Source organism: Variovorax sp. Soil_C_12 (assembly GCF_057657375.1).
The window spans coordinates 382,242-397,137 of record NZ_JBDGIO010000002.1 but is presented as its reverse complement, the minus strand read 5'-3'; the positions used below and the strand labels follow the sequence as shown (position 1 = coordinate 397,137).

The 14,896-nt window shown below is 67.8% G+C and carries 16 protein-coding genes; 3 read left to right on the top strand and 13 right to left on the bottom strand.

Going from position 1 to position 14,896, the window contains the following annotated elements:
• Window positions 1–30: 30 nt before the first annotated feature.
• Complete coding sequence (locus AC3A6X_RS06810) at window positions 31–840, top strand: DUF3943 domain-containing protein (RefSeq protein ID WP_487841460.1); 810 nt, start codon at window positions 31–33, stop codon at window positions 838–840.
• A 108-nt stretch (window positions 841–948) separates the two neighbouring features.
• A complete protein-coding gene (ybgF, locus tag AC3A6X_RS06805) occupies window positions 949–1,620 on the top strand; it encodes a tol-pal system protein YbgF (protein ID WP_487841459.1) in 672 nt (223 codons plus the stop codon).
• 63 nt (window positions 1,621–1,683) lie between these two features.
• Here the strand turns inward: ybgF and AC3A6X_RS06800 are convergent, their stop codons facing one another.
• The 11 genes from AC3A6X_RS06800 to AC3A6X_RS06750 all read right to left on the bottom strand — a co-directional run bounded on the left by AC3A6X_RS06800 (window position 1,684) and on the right by AC3A6X_RS06750 (window position 11,894).
• The gene (locus AC3A6X_RS06800; protein ID WP_487841795.1) at window positions 1,684–2,388 is read right to left on the bottom strand and encodes an SDR family oxidoreductase; all 705 of its coding nucleotides are present in this window, start codon (window positions 2,386–2,388) and stop codon (window positions 1,684–1,686) included.
• A 31-nt stretch (window positions 2,389–2,419) separates the two neighbouring features.
• A complete protein-coding gene (locus AC3A6X_RS06795; RefSeq protein ID WP_487841458.1) occupies window positions 2,420–3,421 on the bottom strand; it encodes an NADP-dependent oxidoreductase in 1,002 nt (333 codons plus the stop codon).
• A 71-nt stretch (window positions 3,422–3,492) separates the two neighbouring features.
• Window positions 3,493–4,098, bottom strand: coding sequence for a TetR/AcrR family transcriptional regulator (locus tag AC3A6X_RS06790; protein ID WP_487841457.1), 606 nt, complete (start codon window positions 4,096–4,098; stop codon window positions 3,493–3,495).
• Window positions 4,099–4,233: 135 nt separating this feature from the next.
• Window positions 4,234–5,370, bottom strand: coding sequence for an acyl-CoA dehydrogenase family protein (locus tag AC3A6X_RS06785; RefSeq protein ID WP_487841456.1), 1,137 nt, complete (start codon window positions 5,368–5,370; stop codon window positions 4,234–4,236).
• 26 nt (window positions 5,371–5,396) lie between these two features.
• On the bottom strand, window positions 5,397–6,092 hold the full coding sequence (locus tag AC3A6X_RS06780) for a nitroreductase (RefSeq protein WP_487841455.1): 696 nt from the start codon (window positions 6,090–6,092) through the stop codon (window positions 5,397–5,399).
• Window positions 6,093–6,123: 31 nt separating this feature from the next.
• Window positions 6,124–7,128 carry a Bug family tripartite tricarboxylate transporter substrate binding protein gene (locus tag AC3A6X_RS06775; protein WP_487841454.1) on the bottom strand — a complete coding sequence of 335 codons (1,005 nt, stop codon included), beginning with the start codon at window positions 7,126–7,128 and terminating at the stop codon, window positions 6,124–6,126.
• 38 nt (window positions 7,129–7,166) lie between these two features.
• Entirely contained in the window at window positions 7,167–8,360 is a 1,194-nt protein-coding gene (locus AC3A6X_RS06770) for a CaiB/BaiF CoA transferase family protein (RefSeq protein WP_487841453.1), read from the bottom strand.
• Between the two features lie 10 nt (window positions 8,361–8,370).
• Window positions 8,371–9,243 (bottom strand): CoA transferase subunit A, encoded by an 873-nt coding sequence (locus tag AC3A6X_RS06765; protein WP_487841452.1) that lies wholly within the window; start codon window positions 9,241–9,243, stop codon window positions 8,371–8,373.
• Window positions 9,244–9,269: 26 nt separating this feature from the next.
• Window positions 9,270–10,064 (bottom strand): CoA-transferase subunit beta, encoded by a 795-nt coding sequence (locus AC3A6X_RS06760; RefSeq protein WP_487841451.1) that lies wholly within the window; start codon window positions 10,062–10,064, stop codon window positions 9,270–9,272.
• Between the two features lie 131 nt (window positions 10,065–10,195).
• Entirely contained in the window at window positions 10,196–11,002 is an 807-nt protein-coding gene (locus AC3A6X_RS06755; RefSeq protein ID WP_487841450.1) for a FadR/GntR family transcriptional regulator, read from the bottom strand.
• 34 nt (window positions 11,003–11,036) lie between these two features.
• Window positions 11,037–11,894, bottom strand: coding sequence for an efflux RND transporter permease subunit (locus AC3A6X_RS06750; RefSeq protein WP_487841449.1), 858 nt, complete (start codon window positions 11,892–11,894; stop codon window positions 11,037–11,039).
• Between AC3A6X_RS06750 and AC3A6X_RS06745 the strand changes: the two genes are divergently transcribed.
• The gene (locus AC3A6X_RS06745) at window positions 11,866–12,330 is read left to right on the top strand and encodes an NHL repeat-containing protein (protein WP_487841448.1); all 465 of its coding nucleotides are present in this window, start codon (window positions 11,866–11,868) and stop codon (window positions 12,328–12,330) included. The two genes, AC3A6X_RS06750 and AC3A6X_RS06745, sit on opposite strands and share 29 nt — an antisense overlap.
• A gap of 110 nt (window positions 12,331–12,440) precedes the next feature.
• On the opposite strand, the gene AC3A6X_RS06740 is transcribed toward AC3A6X_RS06745, so the two are convergent.
• Window positions 12,441–14,093, bottom strand: a complete 1,653-nt coding sequence (locus AC3A6X_RS06740) for a class I adenylate-forming enzyme family protein (RefSeq protein WP_487841447.1) — start codon at window positions 14,091–14,093, stop codon at window positions 12,441–12,443.
• Between the two features lie 2 nt (window positions 14,094–14,095).
• Complete coding sequence (locus AC3A6X_RS06735) at window positions 14,096–14,863, bottom strand: FadR/GntR family transcriptional regulator (protein WP_487841446.1); 768 nt, start codon at window positions 14,861–14,863, stop codon at window positions 14,096–14,098.
• Between the last annotated feature and the right edge of the window lie 33 nt (window positions 14,864–14,896).

Sequence of the window (14,896 nt, the reverse complement as noted above, 5' to 3'; positions counted from 1 at the left end):
CGCGACTGCCATACTTCCGCTTAATCCTGGATGCCGCGAAGCCTCTTCGCTTTCGCCGTTCTCGCCGTTCTCGCGCTATCGCCATGGCTTGCGAGCTCGGTTTCCTGTGCCCCTGCCGAGACCGGGGAAGAAATTCTCGAACTCGCGGCCGCGCCGGAGCCGCCCGTCATTGCAAGCGCGGACTGGGAAGGCCTGCGGCGCGACACTTGGTACTTCGTGGGTTATCAGGCTGCGGCGGTCGCCGTGCTCAGCGCGATGCCGGCTGAGCAGACGGGTTTCGACCGCAGCAACGCCAGCTACGGCAAGTGGCGCGACAACGTCACCAACCCGGTCTGGGACAGGGACGATCATTTCGTCAACTACGTGCTCCATCCCTATTGGGGTGCGGCGTACTACATCCGGGCCCGGGAGCGCGGCCTGGACCGCTGGCAGTCCCTGGGCTACTCCGCCTTCCTTTCGGCGGTCTACGAATTCGGCGCCGAGGCCTTGTTCGAGCCCGTCTCCTACCAGGACCTCTTCATCACGCCCCTGGCAGGCTGGCTGATCGGGGAGTACGTGTTCTCGCCCATCCGAGCGTCGATCAAGGCGAAGCCGGGCGAGCCCGACACCATGGACCGGGTCGCACTGGTACTCACCGACCCTCTGGGCGCGCTCAATGGTCTGACCGATCGAATCTTCGGCGTCGAAACACGGGTCAGCCTGGCGCCGATCCGGCCGATCGGCCCCTCAGGGCCCGCGGCGGTGGCAGCGCTTGCCGAGGGCCGGGGCAGAGGGCCAGGGCCCCTCGGCACCAGCCCGAGAGGGGTGAGCTGGGGCCTGCAGCTGCAGGTGCGCTGGTAGGCCATCGCTGTGGAAAACTGCACCAGGAACTTCGTGAGTGCCGTATGCATGGGCGTGGCGTGCGCCACGGGCTGCACCGTAGGGCAGGGCTTGTTTGCCGTTTCAACCGTGAGCGGCATCGATTTGCGGCAGAGGGTCACTGCTTCCGAGCAGCGCTTGGCGGACGACCGGAGACAAAGCGATGACGACAATGGCCAGCTTCGTCGCAGCGTGCTCGATCTTTCCGACCAGATTGAAGCGCTGCGCAACGAAGTGGCGACCATGCGCGGACAAAACGAGAGGCTGGCAAATGACGTGGCCGACATGCGGCGCAGCCAGAAAGACATGACGCAGGCCGTTGACGCGCGTTCGCGAAGGTTCGATTCGGCCAAAGTCACGATGGATGGAAAGGAGTTCGTCGCCGAGCCAGCGGAGAAACAGGAGTTCGACGCGGCGCTTGCCACCTATCGCAGAGGCGATATTGCCGGGGCGCAAGCTGGATTTGTGTCTTTCATGAAGCGTTATCCGCAAAGCGGCTACAAGCCTTCTGCGCTGTTCTGGCTGGGCAATGCCCAGTACGCCTTGCGCAACTACCGGGATGCGGAGGCCAATTTCCGGGCGCTGGTGATGGCCGAGCCCGACCATCTGCGCGCACCAGAAGCGCTGTTGTCCGTGGCCAATTGCCAGGTCGAACTCATGGACGTCAAATCGGCCCGCAAGACGTTCGAAGACCTCGCGAAAGCGTATCCACAATCCGAAGCGGCCGCCGTGGCCAGAGAGCGCCGCGCCAGGCTCAGATAAGCGGAACTTCGCTGGTCCTTGAGTGAATGCAGGTCGTTCGAGCGCCGCGATCGAATCGAAGCCTCAGGAGGCCTGTGGCAGGTAGCTGGGCCTGGCCGCCGTCATCCCGCGCTTGACTTGCAGGGTGAGTTCATCGGCCAGCACCTCGTCGAGGCCCGATTCGAGTCCATCGAGCGCGCGCTGGACGATCTCCGCGGAACTGGACTTCGGCACGTCGAACCCGCGCGTGAGGTCGGTATCGACGTAGGCCATGTGCAGTCCCAGCACCTGCGTCTTCTGCCCCGCCAGTTCGTTGCGCAGGGCGTTGGTGAGCGACCAGGCTGCGGACTTGCTGGCCGAATAGGCGGCCAGTTCGCCGCCGTTCGCCCATGAGGCGATCGACAACACATTGAGCAACGCGCCACCGCCATTGGCCTTGAGAACCGGTGCAAAGGCCTTGCTCACGCGCAACATGGCGAAGAAGTTGGTCTCGAAGATGCGTCTGGCGACCTCTTCGCTGTCCGGCGCAAGAAAGCCCCCGGCTTGGGCGATGCCGGCGTTGTTGATCACGAGCGTCACATCCGACGCCAGCGCTGCGGCGGCCGCCACGTCCTCCGACTGGGTGACGTCGAGTCGCAGGGGCTGAACATCGGTTTGCGTGATGGTTGCGGGGTCGCGAGCGCCGGCATAGACCTTGCGCGCACCGCGGGCGAGCAATTCGCGCGTGAATGACAGGCCGATGCCGCGATTGGCACCGGTGACGAGGACAACAGCGTTCTCAATCTTCACAATGAAACTCCATGGTTGGGATAAAGCAGGCTCACTTGATCTTGACGACGACCTTGCCCTTGGCGCGGCCTGCTTCGACATAGGCCAGGGCGTCGTTGGTCGACTCGAACGGAAAGACCCGATCGATCACGGGCCGGATGGCCCCAGCCTCGATGAGTCGGGTGATCTCGCGCAGTTGGCTCCCGTTCGCCTTCATGAAGAGGAACGCGTAGTCGATGCCTCGGCCTTGCGCCTTCCGCCTGACGCCTGAGCTCAGCAGCCGCATGACCAGCTTCACGAACGCCGGTGCCGCGATCTCCTTGCCGAACTCGGGGTCGGGCGGCCCGGAGATGGAGATGAGCTTCCCGCCTCGTTTGAGCACGCGAAGTGACTTCTCGAGCGTCTTGCCATCCTGGCTGTTCAGGATCACGTCATAGTCGCGCAAGACGCCCTCGAAGTCCTGCGTCTTGTAGTCGATGACCATGTCCGCACCCAGGCTCTTCACGAGCGCGACATTGGCCGTGCTCGTCGTCGTGGCGACCGTTGCGCCCAGATGCTTGGCCAACTGGATGGCGAAAGTGCCCACGCCGCCGGAGCCCGCCTGAATGAAGACCTTTTGCCCCTTCTTCAGGTTGGCCTTCTCGATCAGTGCCTGCCATGCCGTCAAGCCCACCAGGGGGATGGAAGCGGCTTCCTCCATCGTGAGGTTCTTCGGCTTGAGGGCGAGCGATGCCTCCTTGACCGGAACGAACTGGGCGAAGGTGCCGATCCGGAAATCATCCGGCCGGGCATAGACCTCATCACCCGGCTTGAACTGGCGCACCCGCGGTCCCGCCTTGACCACGACACCTGCCACGTCGTGTCCCAGGATGAGGGGCAGGCGATAGGGCAGGATGAGCTTGAACTCTCCGTCCCTGATCTTGGAGTCCAGCAGATTCACGCCGGCGGCATGCACCTCGACCAGGACCTCGTCCTCGTGCAGTTCCGGAGCCGGCATTTCTGTCGACTGCAACGCACGCTTTTTTCCGTAGCGCTCGAGGACAAATGCTTTCATGGGTTAGACCAGTTTCGTATGATGCGCATAATGTGTAAAGGCGAGCGAACAGGCGGCATCCATCAGGCGCTTCAGTGACCAGCGGGGGTGAGGTGCTTGAGTGCGGCTTCGCGCAAGGCGTCCGACAGCGCTGGATCATCGACTGCGCGAGCCAACATCAATGCGCCCACCATGGTGGCGATGGTCACGAGTGCCCGTTCGTGGGCGCTGGGCTGCCCCCAGTCCGGACCCTGGCGGGCGACGAGGTCGATCACTTCCTTGATGTGCCGGGTCGCCACTCGACGCACTTCGCCCGCCTGGCGTGACGTTTCAGAACCCAGTGCAGCCAGGGGACATCCTATTTCGGCCTGCTCCAGGTGCTCTTTGGAGAGATAGGCACTGAGCATGGATGCCAACGCCATGTCGGGGGGCACGCTGGCCACGAGCTCAGCCGCAGCGGCAGCAGACTCCGCGCATGCCTTGCCCGCCGCTTCGGCCAACATCGCCTCGCGTGACGTGAAGTGGGCATAGAAGGCGCCATGCGTCAGGCCGGCTTCCTTCATGATGTCCGCGACTCCGGTGCCGTCGTAGCCGCTACGGCGGATCGCCCGGGCGGCCACGGCCACGATGCGCTCGTGCGTGGCATCCTTGGCTGCTGCCCTGGCGTTAGGCTTGCTGCGTCGCATGATGTGCATCATACAACTTTATCCAGCACTGCGTGCTGCGAACTCGTCCCGACCGGGATCCGACGGACGCCGGCCTCATGGATGAGGCGCGCCAGGGCCGGGCGAAAGCGAGCTGGCGCTCTCTGCCTGGCGCCCGTCGCGCTGAGGTCAGGCCAGCAGCTGCTTCGCAATCATGTTGCGATGGATCTCCGAAGCCCCTTCGTAGATCCGCAGCACGCGCAGGTCCCGGTACACGCGCTCCACGACCGTCCCGCGGCAATACCCCGATCCCCCGAAGATCTGCAGCGCCTTGTCCGCGATGCGGCAGGCCGCCTCGGTGCAGATCACCTTCACCATCGAGGCCTTCATGCGCGCCTCCTCGCCGCGCATCGCGCGCCACACCGCCTCGAACAGCACCATGCGTGCCGCATGCAGGTCCATCGCCATGTCCGCGATCATGTGCTGGATGGCCTGGTGCTCGGCCAGCGCCTGGCCGAAGGTGATGCGGGTCTTGGCATGTTCGATGGTCTGCTCCAGCGCGATCTGCGCCGGGCCCAGGGCCTGGCAGCCGACATTGAGACGGCCCTCGTTCAGGCCCGACATCGCGTAGCGCAGGCCGCGCCCTTCCTCGCCGAGCAGGTTCTCCGCCGGAATGCGGCAATCGGTGAAGGCGATCTCGCACAGGCTGTTGTCCATCCAGCCCATGGTCGGCATGGTGCGCGTAACCGCGAAGCCGGGCGTCTTCGTGTCGAGCAGGAAGGCCGAGATGCCGTTCTTGCCGGCCTTGCGGTCGGTCGACGCCAGCACCGTGATCGAGTGCGCGTGGTTCGCGTTCGAGATGAAGGTCTTGGTGCCGTTGAGCACGTAGTGCTCGCCGTCGCGCACCGCCGTGGTCGCCATCTTGGCCGCGTCCGAGCCGGCATGGGGCTCGGTGATCGCGATGCAATTGCGCGATTCGCCGGTGGCGATCTTCGGCAGCCACTTCTTCTTGATCGCCTCCGACCCATGCTCCACGATGATGTGCACGCCCGGCCCGATGGTCGAGCGCACGAAGGGCCAGAACTGCGGCGGCAGGCGCGCCAGCTCGAGCTGCACGGCCACGCTGGTGAGGTGGTCCACCGGCGAGCCGCCGTAGGCTTCGGGAATGGCCATGCCGTAGAAGCCCATCTCGCGCAGCGTGTGCTCCACCTGCTCCGGCACGATGCCGCTCTCGTGGTATTGCGGCTCGAGCTTGAGCAGTGCGTCGACGGCCTCGCGCGTGGCGGCGCGCATGGCTTCGGCATCGGGGTCCAGGTTGAAATCCATCGTGGCTCCAGAAAAGAAAGGTGGGGTCAGTCGTCCACCCAGCGCACCGCCTCTTCAAGCGGTGCGCGCGTGGTGCGAAAGCGGTTGGCCGGGTGGCCGGTGTCTTCGTAGCCGAAGGAGATGCCGCACACCACGCGCCGGTCATCGCCCAGCCCGAAGTGCGCGCGGATCAGCCCGGAATGCGAGGCCAGCGCCGCCTGAGCGATGCAGGCCACGCCGAGGCTGCGCGCCGCGAGCATGAAGTTCGCCACGTAGGCGCCGCAGTCGATCGCGCCGTAGACGCCCAGCGCCTCGGCGGTGCTGACGACGGCCACGTGGGGCGCGCCGAAGAAGCGGAAGTTCTCCAGCGTCTGGCGCACCGAGCCCTCGCGGTCGCCGCGCGCCACACCGACGCTCTCGTACAGCGCAAAGCCGCATTCGCGGCGGCGCTGCAGGTAGGCGCCCTGGTACTCGCGCGGCCAGGGGAAGTCGGGCGCCGCAGGCTCGCGCGCGTGCGCGAACATGGCTTGGCGGAAGCGCTCGGTGCCGGCACCGCGGGTGATCGCCAGCTGCCACGGCTGCGCGTTGCACCACGAGGCCGTGCGCTGCGCGAGCGCGAGGATGCGCTCTATGGTGGCCTGCGGCACGGGTTGCGGCAGGAAGCCGCGGCAGCTGTAGCGCTCGCCGAGCAGGCGCTCGAGCGCGTCGGCATCGGGGAAGGAGGAAGGCGTGTTCGTGTTCATGACGCAGAGGGTGCCACGGCCACGGGCGCTGTCATTTGGCCTCGATCTTCGCGTCGCGGATCACCGCGGTCCAGGTGCCGTACTCGTCCGCGATGCGGCGCGCGAACTCCGCCGGCGTGCTGCCGGTGGCGGCGGCGCCGGCGATCTCGAACTTCTGCTGTACCTCCGGCAGCGCGAGCGCCTTCACCACCGCATCGTTGAGCTTCGCGATCACCGGTGGCGGCGTGCCCTTGGGCGCGACCAGCCCGAACCACACCTCGGCCTCGAAGCCGGGCAGGGTCTCGGCGATGGGCGCGGCGCCGGGCGCGAGCGGCGACGCCTTCTTCGAGGCCACGCCCAGCATGCGCACCTTGCCCTCCTTGATGAAGGCGTTCATCTGCGAGGAGGTGGTGCTCAGCAGCACCTTCGACTCGCCGGTGAGGATGGCCTGCGTGGTCGGCGCCTGGCCCTTGTAGGGCACGTGGACCATCTGGATGCCGGCCTGCTGGCTGAAGAGCTCGGTGGCCAGGTGGCCGAAGGAGGCCGGCCCGGCTGTTGCGTATTCCAGCTTGCCGGGATTGCTCTTCGCATGGGCGATGAGCTCGCGCACATTGGTCGCCGGCACGACGGGGTTGGTCATCAGGATCATCGGCTGCAGCGACACCAGCGAGACCGGGGCGAAGTCCTTGAGCGCGTCGTAGTTGGCCTCCTTCGAGATCTGCGGCGAGATCACCAGCCCGTTGTTCGGGAACAGCAGCGTGTAGCCGTCGCCCGGTGCGTTGGCCACGAACTTTGCGCCCAGCACGGCCGCCGCGCCGGGCTTGTTCTCCACGATCACTGGCTGGCCCAGGAAGCGCTGCAGCGGCTCCTGCAGCGTGCGCGCCAGCACGTCGGTGGTGCCGCCGGGCGGGTAGGGGACCACGATCGTGATCGGCCTGCTCGGAAAGCCCGCGGCCTGCGCGTGCGCGAACTCCGGCAAGGCGCAGGCGCACAGCGCGCAGAAGCCGAGCAGAGCAGTCAGAAGGCTGCGGCGCGGCGCGTTGATGCCTTGGGTCATCGCTTGTCTCCTTGGGTTGGAATTCGCGGCGCCGGCCCTCAGGCCTTCACGTGCAGCGCGCCCTGCTCGCGCAGCGCCGCGATGCGCGGCCCGCTCCAGTCCAGCCAGTCGGCCAGCAGCGCGGGCCCGTCTTCCCCCAGCCCGGCGACGCGGTTGCGCGCATGCGCGGCGGTGTGCGCGAACCGGAACGCGGGGTTGGGCACCTGGAAAGCGCCGGAGCCGTCGTCGATGGTCTGCAGCGCCCCGCGCTCCACCAGCGGCGGCAGCTGCATCGCCTCGCGCACGGTGTAGTAGCGCGAGCAGGGCACGCCGGCCGCGTGCATGGCCGCCTCGCAGTCGGCCGAGGTCTGCGGCGCGGCCCAGTCGTCGAGCAGCTGCATGAGCTCGGACCAGTGGTGCTCGCGCTCGGTGCCGGTGGAAAAGCGCGGGTCGCCGATCCACTCCGGATGGCCGACGCCGCGCGCCAGCGCCTCGAAGTTGTTCTGGCTCACCGGCGCGATGATCACGAAGCCGTCGCTCGCGCGCGTGGGCTTGTACAGCGGCCGGCGCCGCTCGGCCGGGAACTGGGCTTCCTGGCATTCGTAGACCAGCATGCCGAGCATGGCATCCATCAGCGAGAGGTCGACCTGGTCGCCCTTGCCGGTGCGTGCCGCGCGAAACAGCGCCGCCTGGATCGCCCCGAAGGCCAGCGAGCCGCCGAGCACGTCGGCCACGAAGATGCCGTTCTTGAGCGGCCGCTCGATGTCGCCTTCCTGGTAGTGCAGGTTGGCCATGTCGTAGCCGCTGGCGGCCTGCAGCACGGGGGCGTAGGCGCTGCGGCCGGCCCAGGCGCCCTCCTGGCCGAAGCCGGAGATCGAGCAATACACCAGCTTCGGGTTGAGGGCCGAGAGCGACGCGTAGTCCAGGCCGAGCCGCTTCATCACGCCGGGGCGGTAGTTCTCCACCACCACGTCGCAGCGCACGACCAGCTCGCGGATGGCTGCGATCGCCTCGGGCTTCTTCAGGTCCAGCGCGATGCTCTTCTTGCCGGCGTTGAGCTGTGCGAAGTAGGTGCTGCGCCCCTGGCGGCGCGGCGAGCGCATGCGGATGTGGTCGCCCTCGGGCGGCTCGACCTTGACCACCTCGGCGCCGAGGTCGGCCATCAGCCGGGTGGCGTAGGGGCCCGACATCATGGCCGTGAAGTCGAGCACGCGCACGCCGTCGAGGATGCCGGGGCGGGTATCGGCGGTCATAGGTGCTGCCTCACTCGGCGAGGTTGGTTTCGGACACGGCGAGGCCCGCGAGGCGCGAGGCGCCCAGCGTGTCGAGGTAGGCCGCGTGGTCGGCCGGGCCGCGCACGTGTCGGTCGAGGTAGGCGGCGAAGCTCTCGTCGCTGGCGCTGGCCTTCACGTAGTCCTTCAGGTGCCGCTCGTCGGTGCGGTAGAGCGTGGGCGACGCCGTGGGATGCGCGCCGTAGGGCGCTTCCACCACCACATCCACCATCACACTCGGCAGCTTGGTCAGGTGGTTGTGCCGGCGGATGGTCTCGCTGGAGACGATGCGGTCCACCGAGACGATCACGCGCCGGCTGGCCTGCGCCAGCATGGCGTCGAAGAAGGGCGAGGCCAGGTACTGCACGTTGCCCTGCTCGTCGGCCTGCTGCGCATGCAGCAGGCACACGTCGGGCTTGATCGCGGCGACGGCGAGCATCCTGCGCTCACCCGCCTTGTGGGGCAGGGGCCAGTAGTGTTCGGGCGCATGCTTCGGCAGGTCGGTGCCAAGGTCGGGCACCGGCATCCAGGGCAGGTCGCAGATGCCGGCGCGCAGGCCTCCCGCAATGGCGGGGCCGTCGAGGTCCACCACCTTGAGCGTGCCGGCCTCGGCCTGCTTGCGGAAATGCGGCGCCAGGCCGAACTGCTCGAAGCTGATGAACACGCAGGCCGTCTGGCGCGCGCAGCCGGCGCCGATGAGCATGTCCGGCGCGATGGAGCCCGGCGCGGGGATCAGCGACAGCTCGCGCGCGCCCTTGCGGATGAGTGCCCGCACCAGGGCCATCGGCTGGGCGTTGAAGATCCAGCCGCCGAGTCCGACGGTCGCACCGTCGGGAATGGTCGCCACGGCGTCGGCCGCGGACATCAGTTTGCTTGTGGAGCTCATGGTGTTCAGGGGAACTTGCGGCGCAGCGTGGCGCGGGTGTCGACGCGGGTGCGCAGCAGGTGCAGCTCGTCGGCCGTCGGCATCGGGGTGACGGGCGGCTGGCCCTCGACCCGCAGCTCGAAGCCGGTGGCCGCGTGGACCTGGTCCAGCGTCACGCCCGGATGCACCGAGCGCACGCGCATCGCCTTGGACACCGGCTCGAAGTCGAACACGCCCAGCGGCGAGACCACCAGCTTCGGACCGCCCGGCGGCAGCCCGGCGCGCTCGCGCGAGTCGCCGCCCTCCATGTGGCCGGGTCCGCAGAGGAAGTCCACCCGCGGCACGAAGACGCTCTTGTCGTGGCGCGTGAGCGCGACGTAGAAGCGCTTCGCCAGCCCGCACAGCGCGCTGATGCCCACCGTGCCCGGGCCGCGCACCTTGGGCCGGGCGGGATCGCCGACCACCACCGTGTTGATGTTGCCGAAGCGATCGACCTGCAGCGCCGAGAGGATGGCGAAGTCGAAGAAGTGGATCTTCCAGTCGATGAAGTCGATCATGTTCGGAAGGTCCATCCACGCCTGCGAGCTTTCGATGTTCTCGAAGTCGGCGGTGGACAGCAGGTGGTCGCGCACCGGGTTCACCATGCCGCCGGGCCCGGAGATCCACCACAGGCGCGGCGCCTGCATCTGGCGCGCGAGGTTGCAGGCCGCGAGCTGGATGTCGGAGTTGGTGCCGATGATCACCTTCTCGCCATCCGCCATGTCGCGCGCGAGCAGCACGGCGAGGAGCTCGCCGGTCGAGGGGCTTTCGCCTGGTTGCATTGCGTCTCTCTTAAATGGTCCAACCATTGAGACAATAGTGGCGCAATCGGGCGCTGTCAAGCGGGGTGGCCCGCGCCCTGCGCAATAAAAAAGCCGCCGGCGATGCGGCGGCCCGGGAGGGAAGCGGCGCGTCAGCGCGCGGCGGCGGTAGCGCTCCTGCGCTTCGGTTTGGGCGCCGCGGGCGCGGCGCCGCGGTCCTCCACGCGCGACAGGTAGCCGCGCTGCAGGCGCCGCAGGCTGGCCTCCATCTCGGCCACGGCCGCTTCGGCATCGCGCGCCGCGAAGTGCTTCATGAAGCGCCGCCGCGAAGGCAGCACGAAGGCGTTGTCGACATTGCCGATCTTGCGCACGAACTCGCCCAGCACGTCGAGCAGGCCGTCCATCACCGTCACCATGATCGGGTTGCCGGTGGCGCGCGCGAGCAGTCGGTGGAAGTCGAGGTTGCGGCGCGCGCGGGCCTCGAAGTCGCCTTCCTCCAGCGCCTGCGCGGTCTGCTCGATGTTGGCGCTGAGGGCGGCGATGTCCTCGGGCGTGGCGCGCTTGCAGGCCTCGCGCACCATCACCGATTCGAGCCAGATGCGGGCCTCGGTCAGCTGCTCGGGGTGAATCGAACCCATGTGGTACATGTCCATCAGCCCGGTGCTGATGGCCTCGCCGCTGCGCTCGCTGATGAAGGCGCCGCCGGTGGCGCCTTTCTGCAGGCGGATCAGGCCCGCATGCTCCAGCGAGCGCAGCGCCTCGCGCAGGGTGTTGCGCGAAACGCCGAACTGCTCCGACAGTGCACGCTCCGAGGGCAGGCGGCTGCCGACCTTGAGCCGGCCCTCGGCCAGCTCGGTGCGGATCTGCTGGGCGATTTCCTCGAAGGCGCGGGCCGAGCGGATGGCTTTGAAGGAGGGGGCAGCGGCGGATGCGGGGGCGGAGAGGGCGGTGGCGGGCATGGTGCGCCTTTTCAATGGCATAAAAGTTGGACCTTTATACCAATGTTCGGCCGTGCTGCGGCCCCATGGGATGAAAGCCCAGCGAGAGGAAGCTGACCGCGAGCACGATGACCACCGCCTCCGCGAGGCTCGTCTTGAACTCGTGCACCGAATGTTCCACCACCCGCGGCTGGTCGCTCACGGCATGGATCTGAACGCACACGGGCAGGTTCGCCTGCACGCGCTTCACCGTCTCGTCCAGCTCCGTTCCAAGGCGGATGACGTCGCCGCCCTTGCGCATGCTGACCGCCAGGCCCATGGCGTCGGTCCCGTTGAAGCGCATCTGGGTCACCGGCGGATCGACGAAGCCGCGCCGCACCTGCGCGATGTCGCCCAGGCGGAAGGTGCGGTTGCCCGCGTGGATGCCGATGCTGCGGATACCTTCGATGGAGTCGAACTCGCCGCTCACCGTGAGCCGCACCTGCTCGGCGCTGGACTGCACCGTGCCGGCGGCCGCGACGGCGTTCGTCTGGGCGAGGGTCGTGGCGATGAGCGCCGGATCGATCCCCGGGGAGGCCAGCTTGGCGGTCGAGGCCTCGACGTAGATCTTCTCGTCCTGCTTGCCGACGAGATCCACCTTGTTCACGTCCGGCACGCGCGGGAACTCGTTGCGTGCCGCGTCGGCGAACTCGCGCAGTTCGCGGTTGCCGAATCCGTCGCCCGTGAGGGCGTACAGGTTGCCGAAGGTGTCGCCGAACTCGTCGTTGAAGAACGGGCCCTGCACACCTGTTGGCAAGGTGGCGCGCATGTCGCCGACCTTCTTGCGCACCTGGTACCAGACGTCGGGCACCGCGGCGGGCGCCGTCGCTTCCCGCAGGTTGACCTTGATCTGGGTTTCCCCGGGGCCGCACATAGGTCGCCGTGTAGTCGATGTCGGCCACCTTCTGCAGCTTCTTCTCGATCTGTGGGAGCGCGGCAAGGTCGAGACATTCGCCACGCTGCCCCGGGGGGAGGCGCACCCCGAGGGAATCACCATCGACCGCGAGGGCAACGTCTATGTCGTCACGGTGGCAGCGAACAAGCCCAGGACGAGCGAGGGAACGCTCCTTGTGTTCGACCCCAAGGGCAAGCACCTGCGGGCTGTCGCCATCAAGGGCTCGGGCAGGCTGTTGCTCGACGTCGCCTTTCATCCACAGACGGGCAAGTTGCTCGTGGTCGACTACGGGGCCGGAAAGGCCCTGGAATCTGCGGACCATCGATGGACCGTGGGCTCGCCAGGTGGAGGGCCACACGATCTCGAAGATCAAGAAGCGGATACCCGAGCCCGCTCCGGGATTGCGCTGAAGTAACCGAGCTGCCGGGTGCTTGGCCAGGAACCTAGGTGCGACCCGTAGCCGCGTGCGCCGACGCCCGTTCAGGAACACCGCGTCACCGAGCTTGCCGGCCCGTACCGGCACGTTCACCGCGCCGCGCAGGCTGCGGGCTTCTCGAAGGCTTCGGGAACGAGGCGCGTCTGCGCGATCCATTCGCGCAGCACGTACTTCTGGATCTTCCCGGAGCTTGTTGTCGGGTAGCGGTCGACGAAGAACCACAGTACCGGCGTCTTGTAGGGCGCCAGGTGGCGGCGGCAATGGTGGTGCAGCTCGAGGGTGGACGGCGCCTCCCCGGCTTCGCACTCGATGACCGCCGCGACGACTTCGCCCCAGCGTGCATCCGCCGCGCCGACCACGCAGGCCTGGCGCACGCGGGGATGCGCGAGCAGCACGTTCTCGATCTCGCGCGGATAGATGTTCTCGCCGCCGCGGATGATGCAGTCCTTCAGCCGGCCTTCGATGCGCAGGTAGCCCTGCGCATCCATGCTGGCAAGATCGCCGGTGCGAAGCCAGCCGTCCGGCACGAGCGTCTCGGCCGTGGCTTCTGGGGAATCGAAGTAGCCCAGCATGGTCTGGTAGCCGCGCACCCAGACCTCGCCGGCCTCACCCAGAGGCCGCACGGCCCCCGTGTCCGGATCGGCGATCTTGAGCTCGGCCTGCGAAGCCGGCCGGCCGATGGACGACGCCTGTCGCTCGGGTGTGTCGTCCGGCAAGGTCTGGCTGACCACCCCGTTGAGCTCCGTCTGCCCGAAGGTGATGGTGAAGCGGCAGCCCAGCTCGCGACGCGCGCGCTCGACCAGCGCTGCCGGCACCGGCGAGCCGCCGCTCATGAGCATGCGCAGCGAGCCGAGCCGGCGCACCGCGCGCTCCGGATGGTCCAGCAGTGCGAGCACCATCGTCGGCACCGCGTGCAGGTGTTCGACCTTCTCGCTCTCGATGATCTCCAGCATCGCGCCCGCATCGAAGGCGGGCTGCAGCACGAAGGTGCCGCGCGAGGACATGGCACCGATCTGGCTGCCCGCGCACCCGCCCACATGGAACAAGGGCATGGCCGTGGCCCACACGCCGCCATCGGGGAAGCCCGCGCGCTGCGCCGCAAAGCGCGCCGCGTTGACGATGCCGCGGTGGTGCAGGCATGCGCCCTTCGGCCTGCCCGTGGTGCCGGAGGTGAACTGGATCTGAACCATGTCACCGGGACGCACCTCGGGCAAGGCGCTCGGCCTGCCAAAGCCGTCGGCAACGAAAAGATCCCATTGCGAGAAAGGCACGGCCTGGCGCAATTCGGGCAGCGCGTGCCGCAGCTGCGCGATGACGGCCGTCATGTCGCAGTCGCGATAGCGGTCCGCATGGAAGATCGCCGATGCGCCCGATGCCGCCAGCACGTGCCGGACCTCGTCGGCGACATAGGCGGGGTTGACGGTCACGAGCACCATGCCCGCGAGGCTCGCGCCATGCTGCAGGAGCACCCACTCCGCGCAGTTCGGCGCCCACACCGCGATGCGGTCGCCGGGTCGATGCCCGCGCAGCAGGGCGGCGGCGACCTGCTGCGCGTCCTCCATCAGCTGCCGGTACGTCCATCGGCGTCGCGCGCCGGCATCGGGCACTGCCTCCACGAAGGCCACGCGTTCCGGGACCTCGCGCGCCAACCTGCGAAGCAGGTCGCCCAGCGTGATCTCGATGAGGGCTTGCGAGGGGTCTGCGGTCCAGTGGGATTCCGTGAGGGGAGGGCGCTGTTCCATGTTCAGTGCGGGCCGGATGCCTCCAGGTTGGCGGCGGCCTTGAGGTAGAGCTTCTGCTGCTGCAGCAGGTGGCGGCGCATCTCCGCGGCCGCCCCGTCGGCATCCCTGGCGCGCAGCAGTTTGAGGAGACGCCGTCGAAACGGCATGACGTAGCTCGTCGGCGTGCGGCCGATGCGGTCCACGAACTGCTTGGTGATGGTGACCACGCCATCCGTGATCGCGATGAGAAGACTGTTGCCCGACATCCGCGCGAGCATCTTGTGGAACTCGAGGTTGAGCCGGGTCCGGCTTTCGAGGTCCCCGGTCCTGACCGCTTCCTCCGCGGCGTCGACGTTGTCTTCGAGCCGGTCGATGTCCTCCTCGGCGCAACGTTCGCAGGCGAGCCGCACGACTTCGACGCCGATCAGCACACGCACCTCCGTCAGGTCCTGCGGGCGAATCGCGCCCAGCGAGAAGAGGTCCGACATGAGCGTGGGCACCGCGACGGCGCCGCCGCCCTGGATGAAGGCGCCGCCGGTGGCGCCCTTGCGGATCGCCAGCAGCCCCTGTTCTTCCAGCGACCTCAGGGCTTGGCGCACCGAGTTGCGGCTGACGCCGAACTGCTCGGCGAGGTCGCGCTCCGGCGGCAACCTGTCGTCGGCCTTCAGGCGCTGCCCGTGGATGAGCTCGCGGATCTGCTGAATGATTTCCGTGGCGGGACGCGGGCCGGTCACGGGACGGAACAACGCTCCGGAAAGCGCCCTGCTCGATGCGGGATGGGATGTCGGCATGAAGGGAGCTTGACGCATGTCGATTGGGTGACC

What these genes read in the sequence shown, in the direction of transcription:
- AC3A6X_RS06795 (WP_487841458.1), bottom strand. Translation starts at nt 3,421, where the DNA reads ATGAAAGCATTTGTCCTCGAGCGCTACGGAAAAAAGCGTGCGTTGCAG.
- AC3A6X_RS06790 (WP_487841457.1), bottom strand. Translation starts at nt 4,098, where the DNA reads ATGATGCACATCATGCGACGCAGCAAGCCTAACGCCAGGGCAGCAGCC.
- AC3A6X_RS06775 (WP_487841454.1), bottom strand. Translation starts at nt 7,128, where the DNA reads ATGACCCAAGGCATCAACGCGCCGCGCCGCAGCCTTCTGACTGCTCTG.
- AC3A6X_RS06780 (WP_487841455.1), bottom strand. Translation starts at nt 6,092, where the DNA reads ATGAACACGAACACGCCTTCCTCCTTCCCCGATGCCGACGCGCTCGAG.
- AC3A6X_RS06765 (WP_487841452.1), bottom strand. Translation starts at nt 9,243, where the DNA reads ATGTCCGCGGCCGACGCCGTGGCGACCATTCCCGACGGTGCGACCGTC.
- AC3A6X_RS06785 (WP_487841456.1), bottom strand. Translation starts at nt 5,370, where the DNA reads ATGGATTTCAACCTGGACCCCGATGCCGAAGCCATGCGCGCCGCCACG.
- AC3A6X_RS06810 (WP_487841460.1), top strand. Translation starts at nt 31, where the DNA reads ATGCCGCGAAGCCTCTTCGCTTTCGCCGTTCTCGCCGTTCTCGCGCTA.
- AC3A6X_RS06740 (WP_487841447.1), bottom strand. Translation starts at nt 14,093, where the DNA reads ATGGAACAGCGCCCTCCCCTCACGGAATCCCACTGGACCGCAGACCCC.
- AC3A6X_RS06735 (WP_487841446.1), bottom strand. Translation starts at nt 14,863, where the DNA reads ATGCCGACATCCCATCCCGCATCGAGCAGGGCGCTTTCCGGAGCGTTG.
- AC3A6X_RS06760 (WP_487841451.1), bottom strand. Translation starts at nt 10,064, where the DNA reads ATGCAACCAGGCGAAAGCCCCTCGACCGGCGAGCTCCTCGCCGTGCTG.
- AC3A6X_RS06750 (WP_487841449.1), bottom strand. Translation starts at nt 11,894, where the DNA reads ATGTGCGGCCCCGGGGAAACCCAGATCAAGGTCAACCTGCGGGAAGCG.
- AC3A6X_RS06770 (WP_487841453.1), bottom strand. Translation starts at nt 8,360, where the DNA reads ATGACCGCCGATACCCGCCCCGGCATCCTCGACGGCGTGCGCGTGCTC.
- AC3A6X_RS06755 (WP_487841450.1), bottom strand. Translation starts at nt 11,002, where the DNA reads ATGCCCGCCACCGCCCTCTCCGCCCCCGCATCCGCCGCTGCCCCCTCC.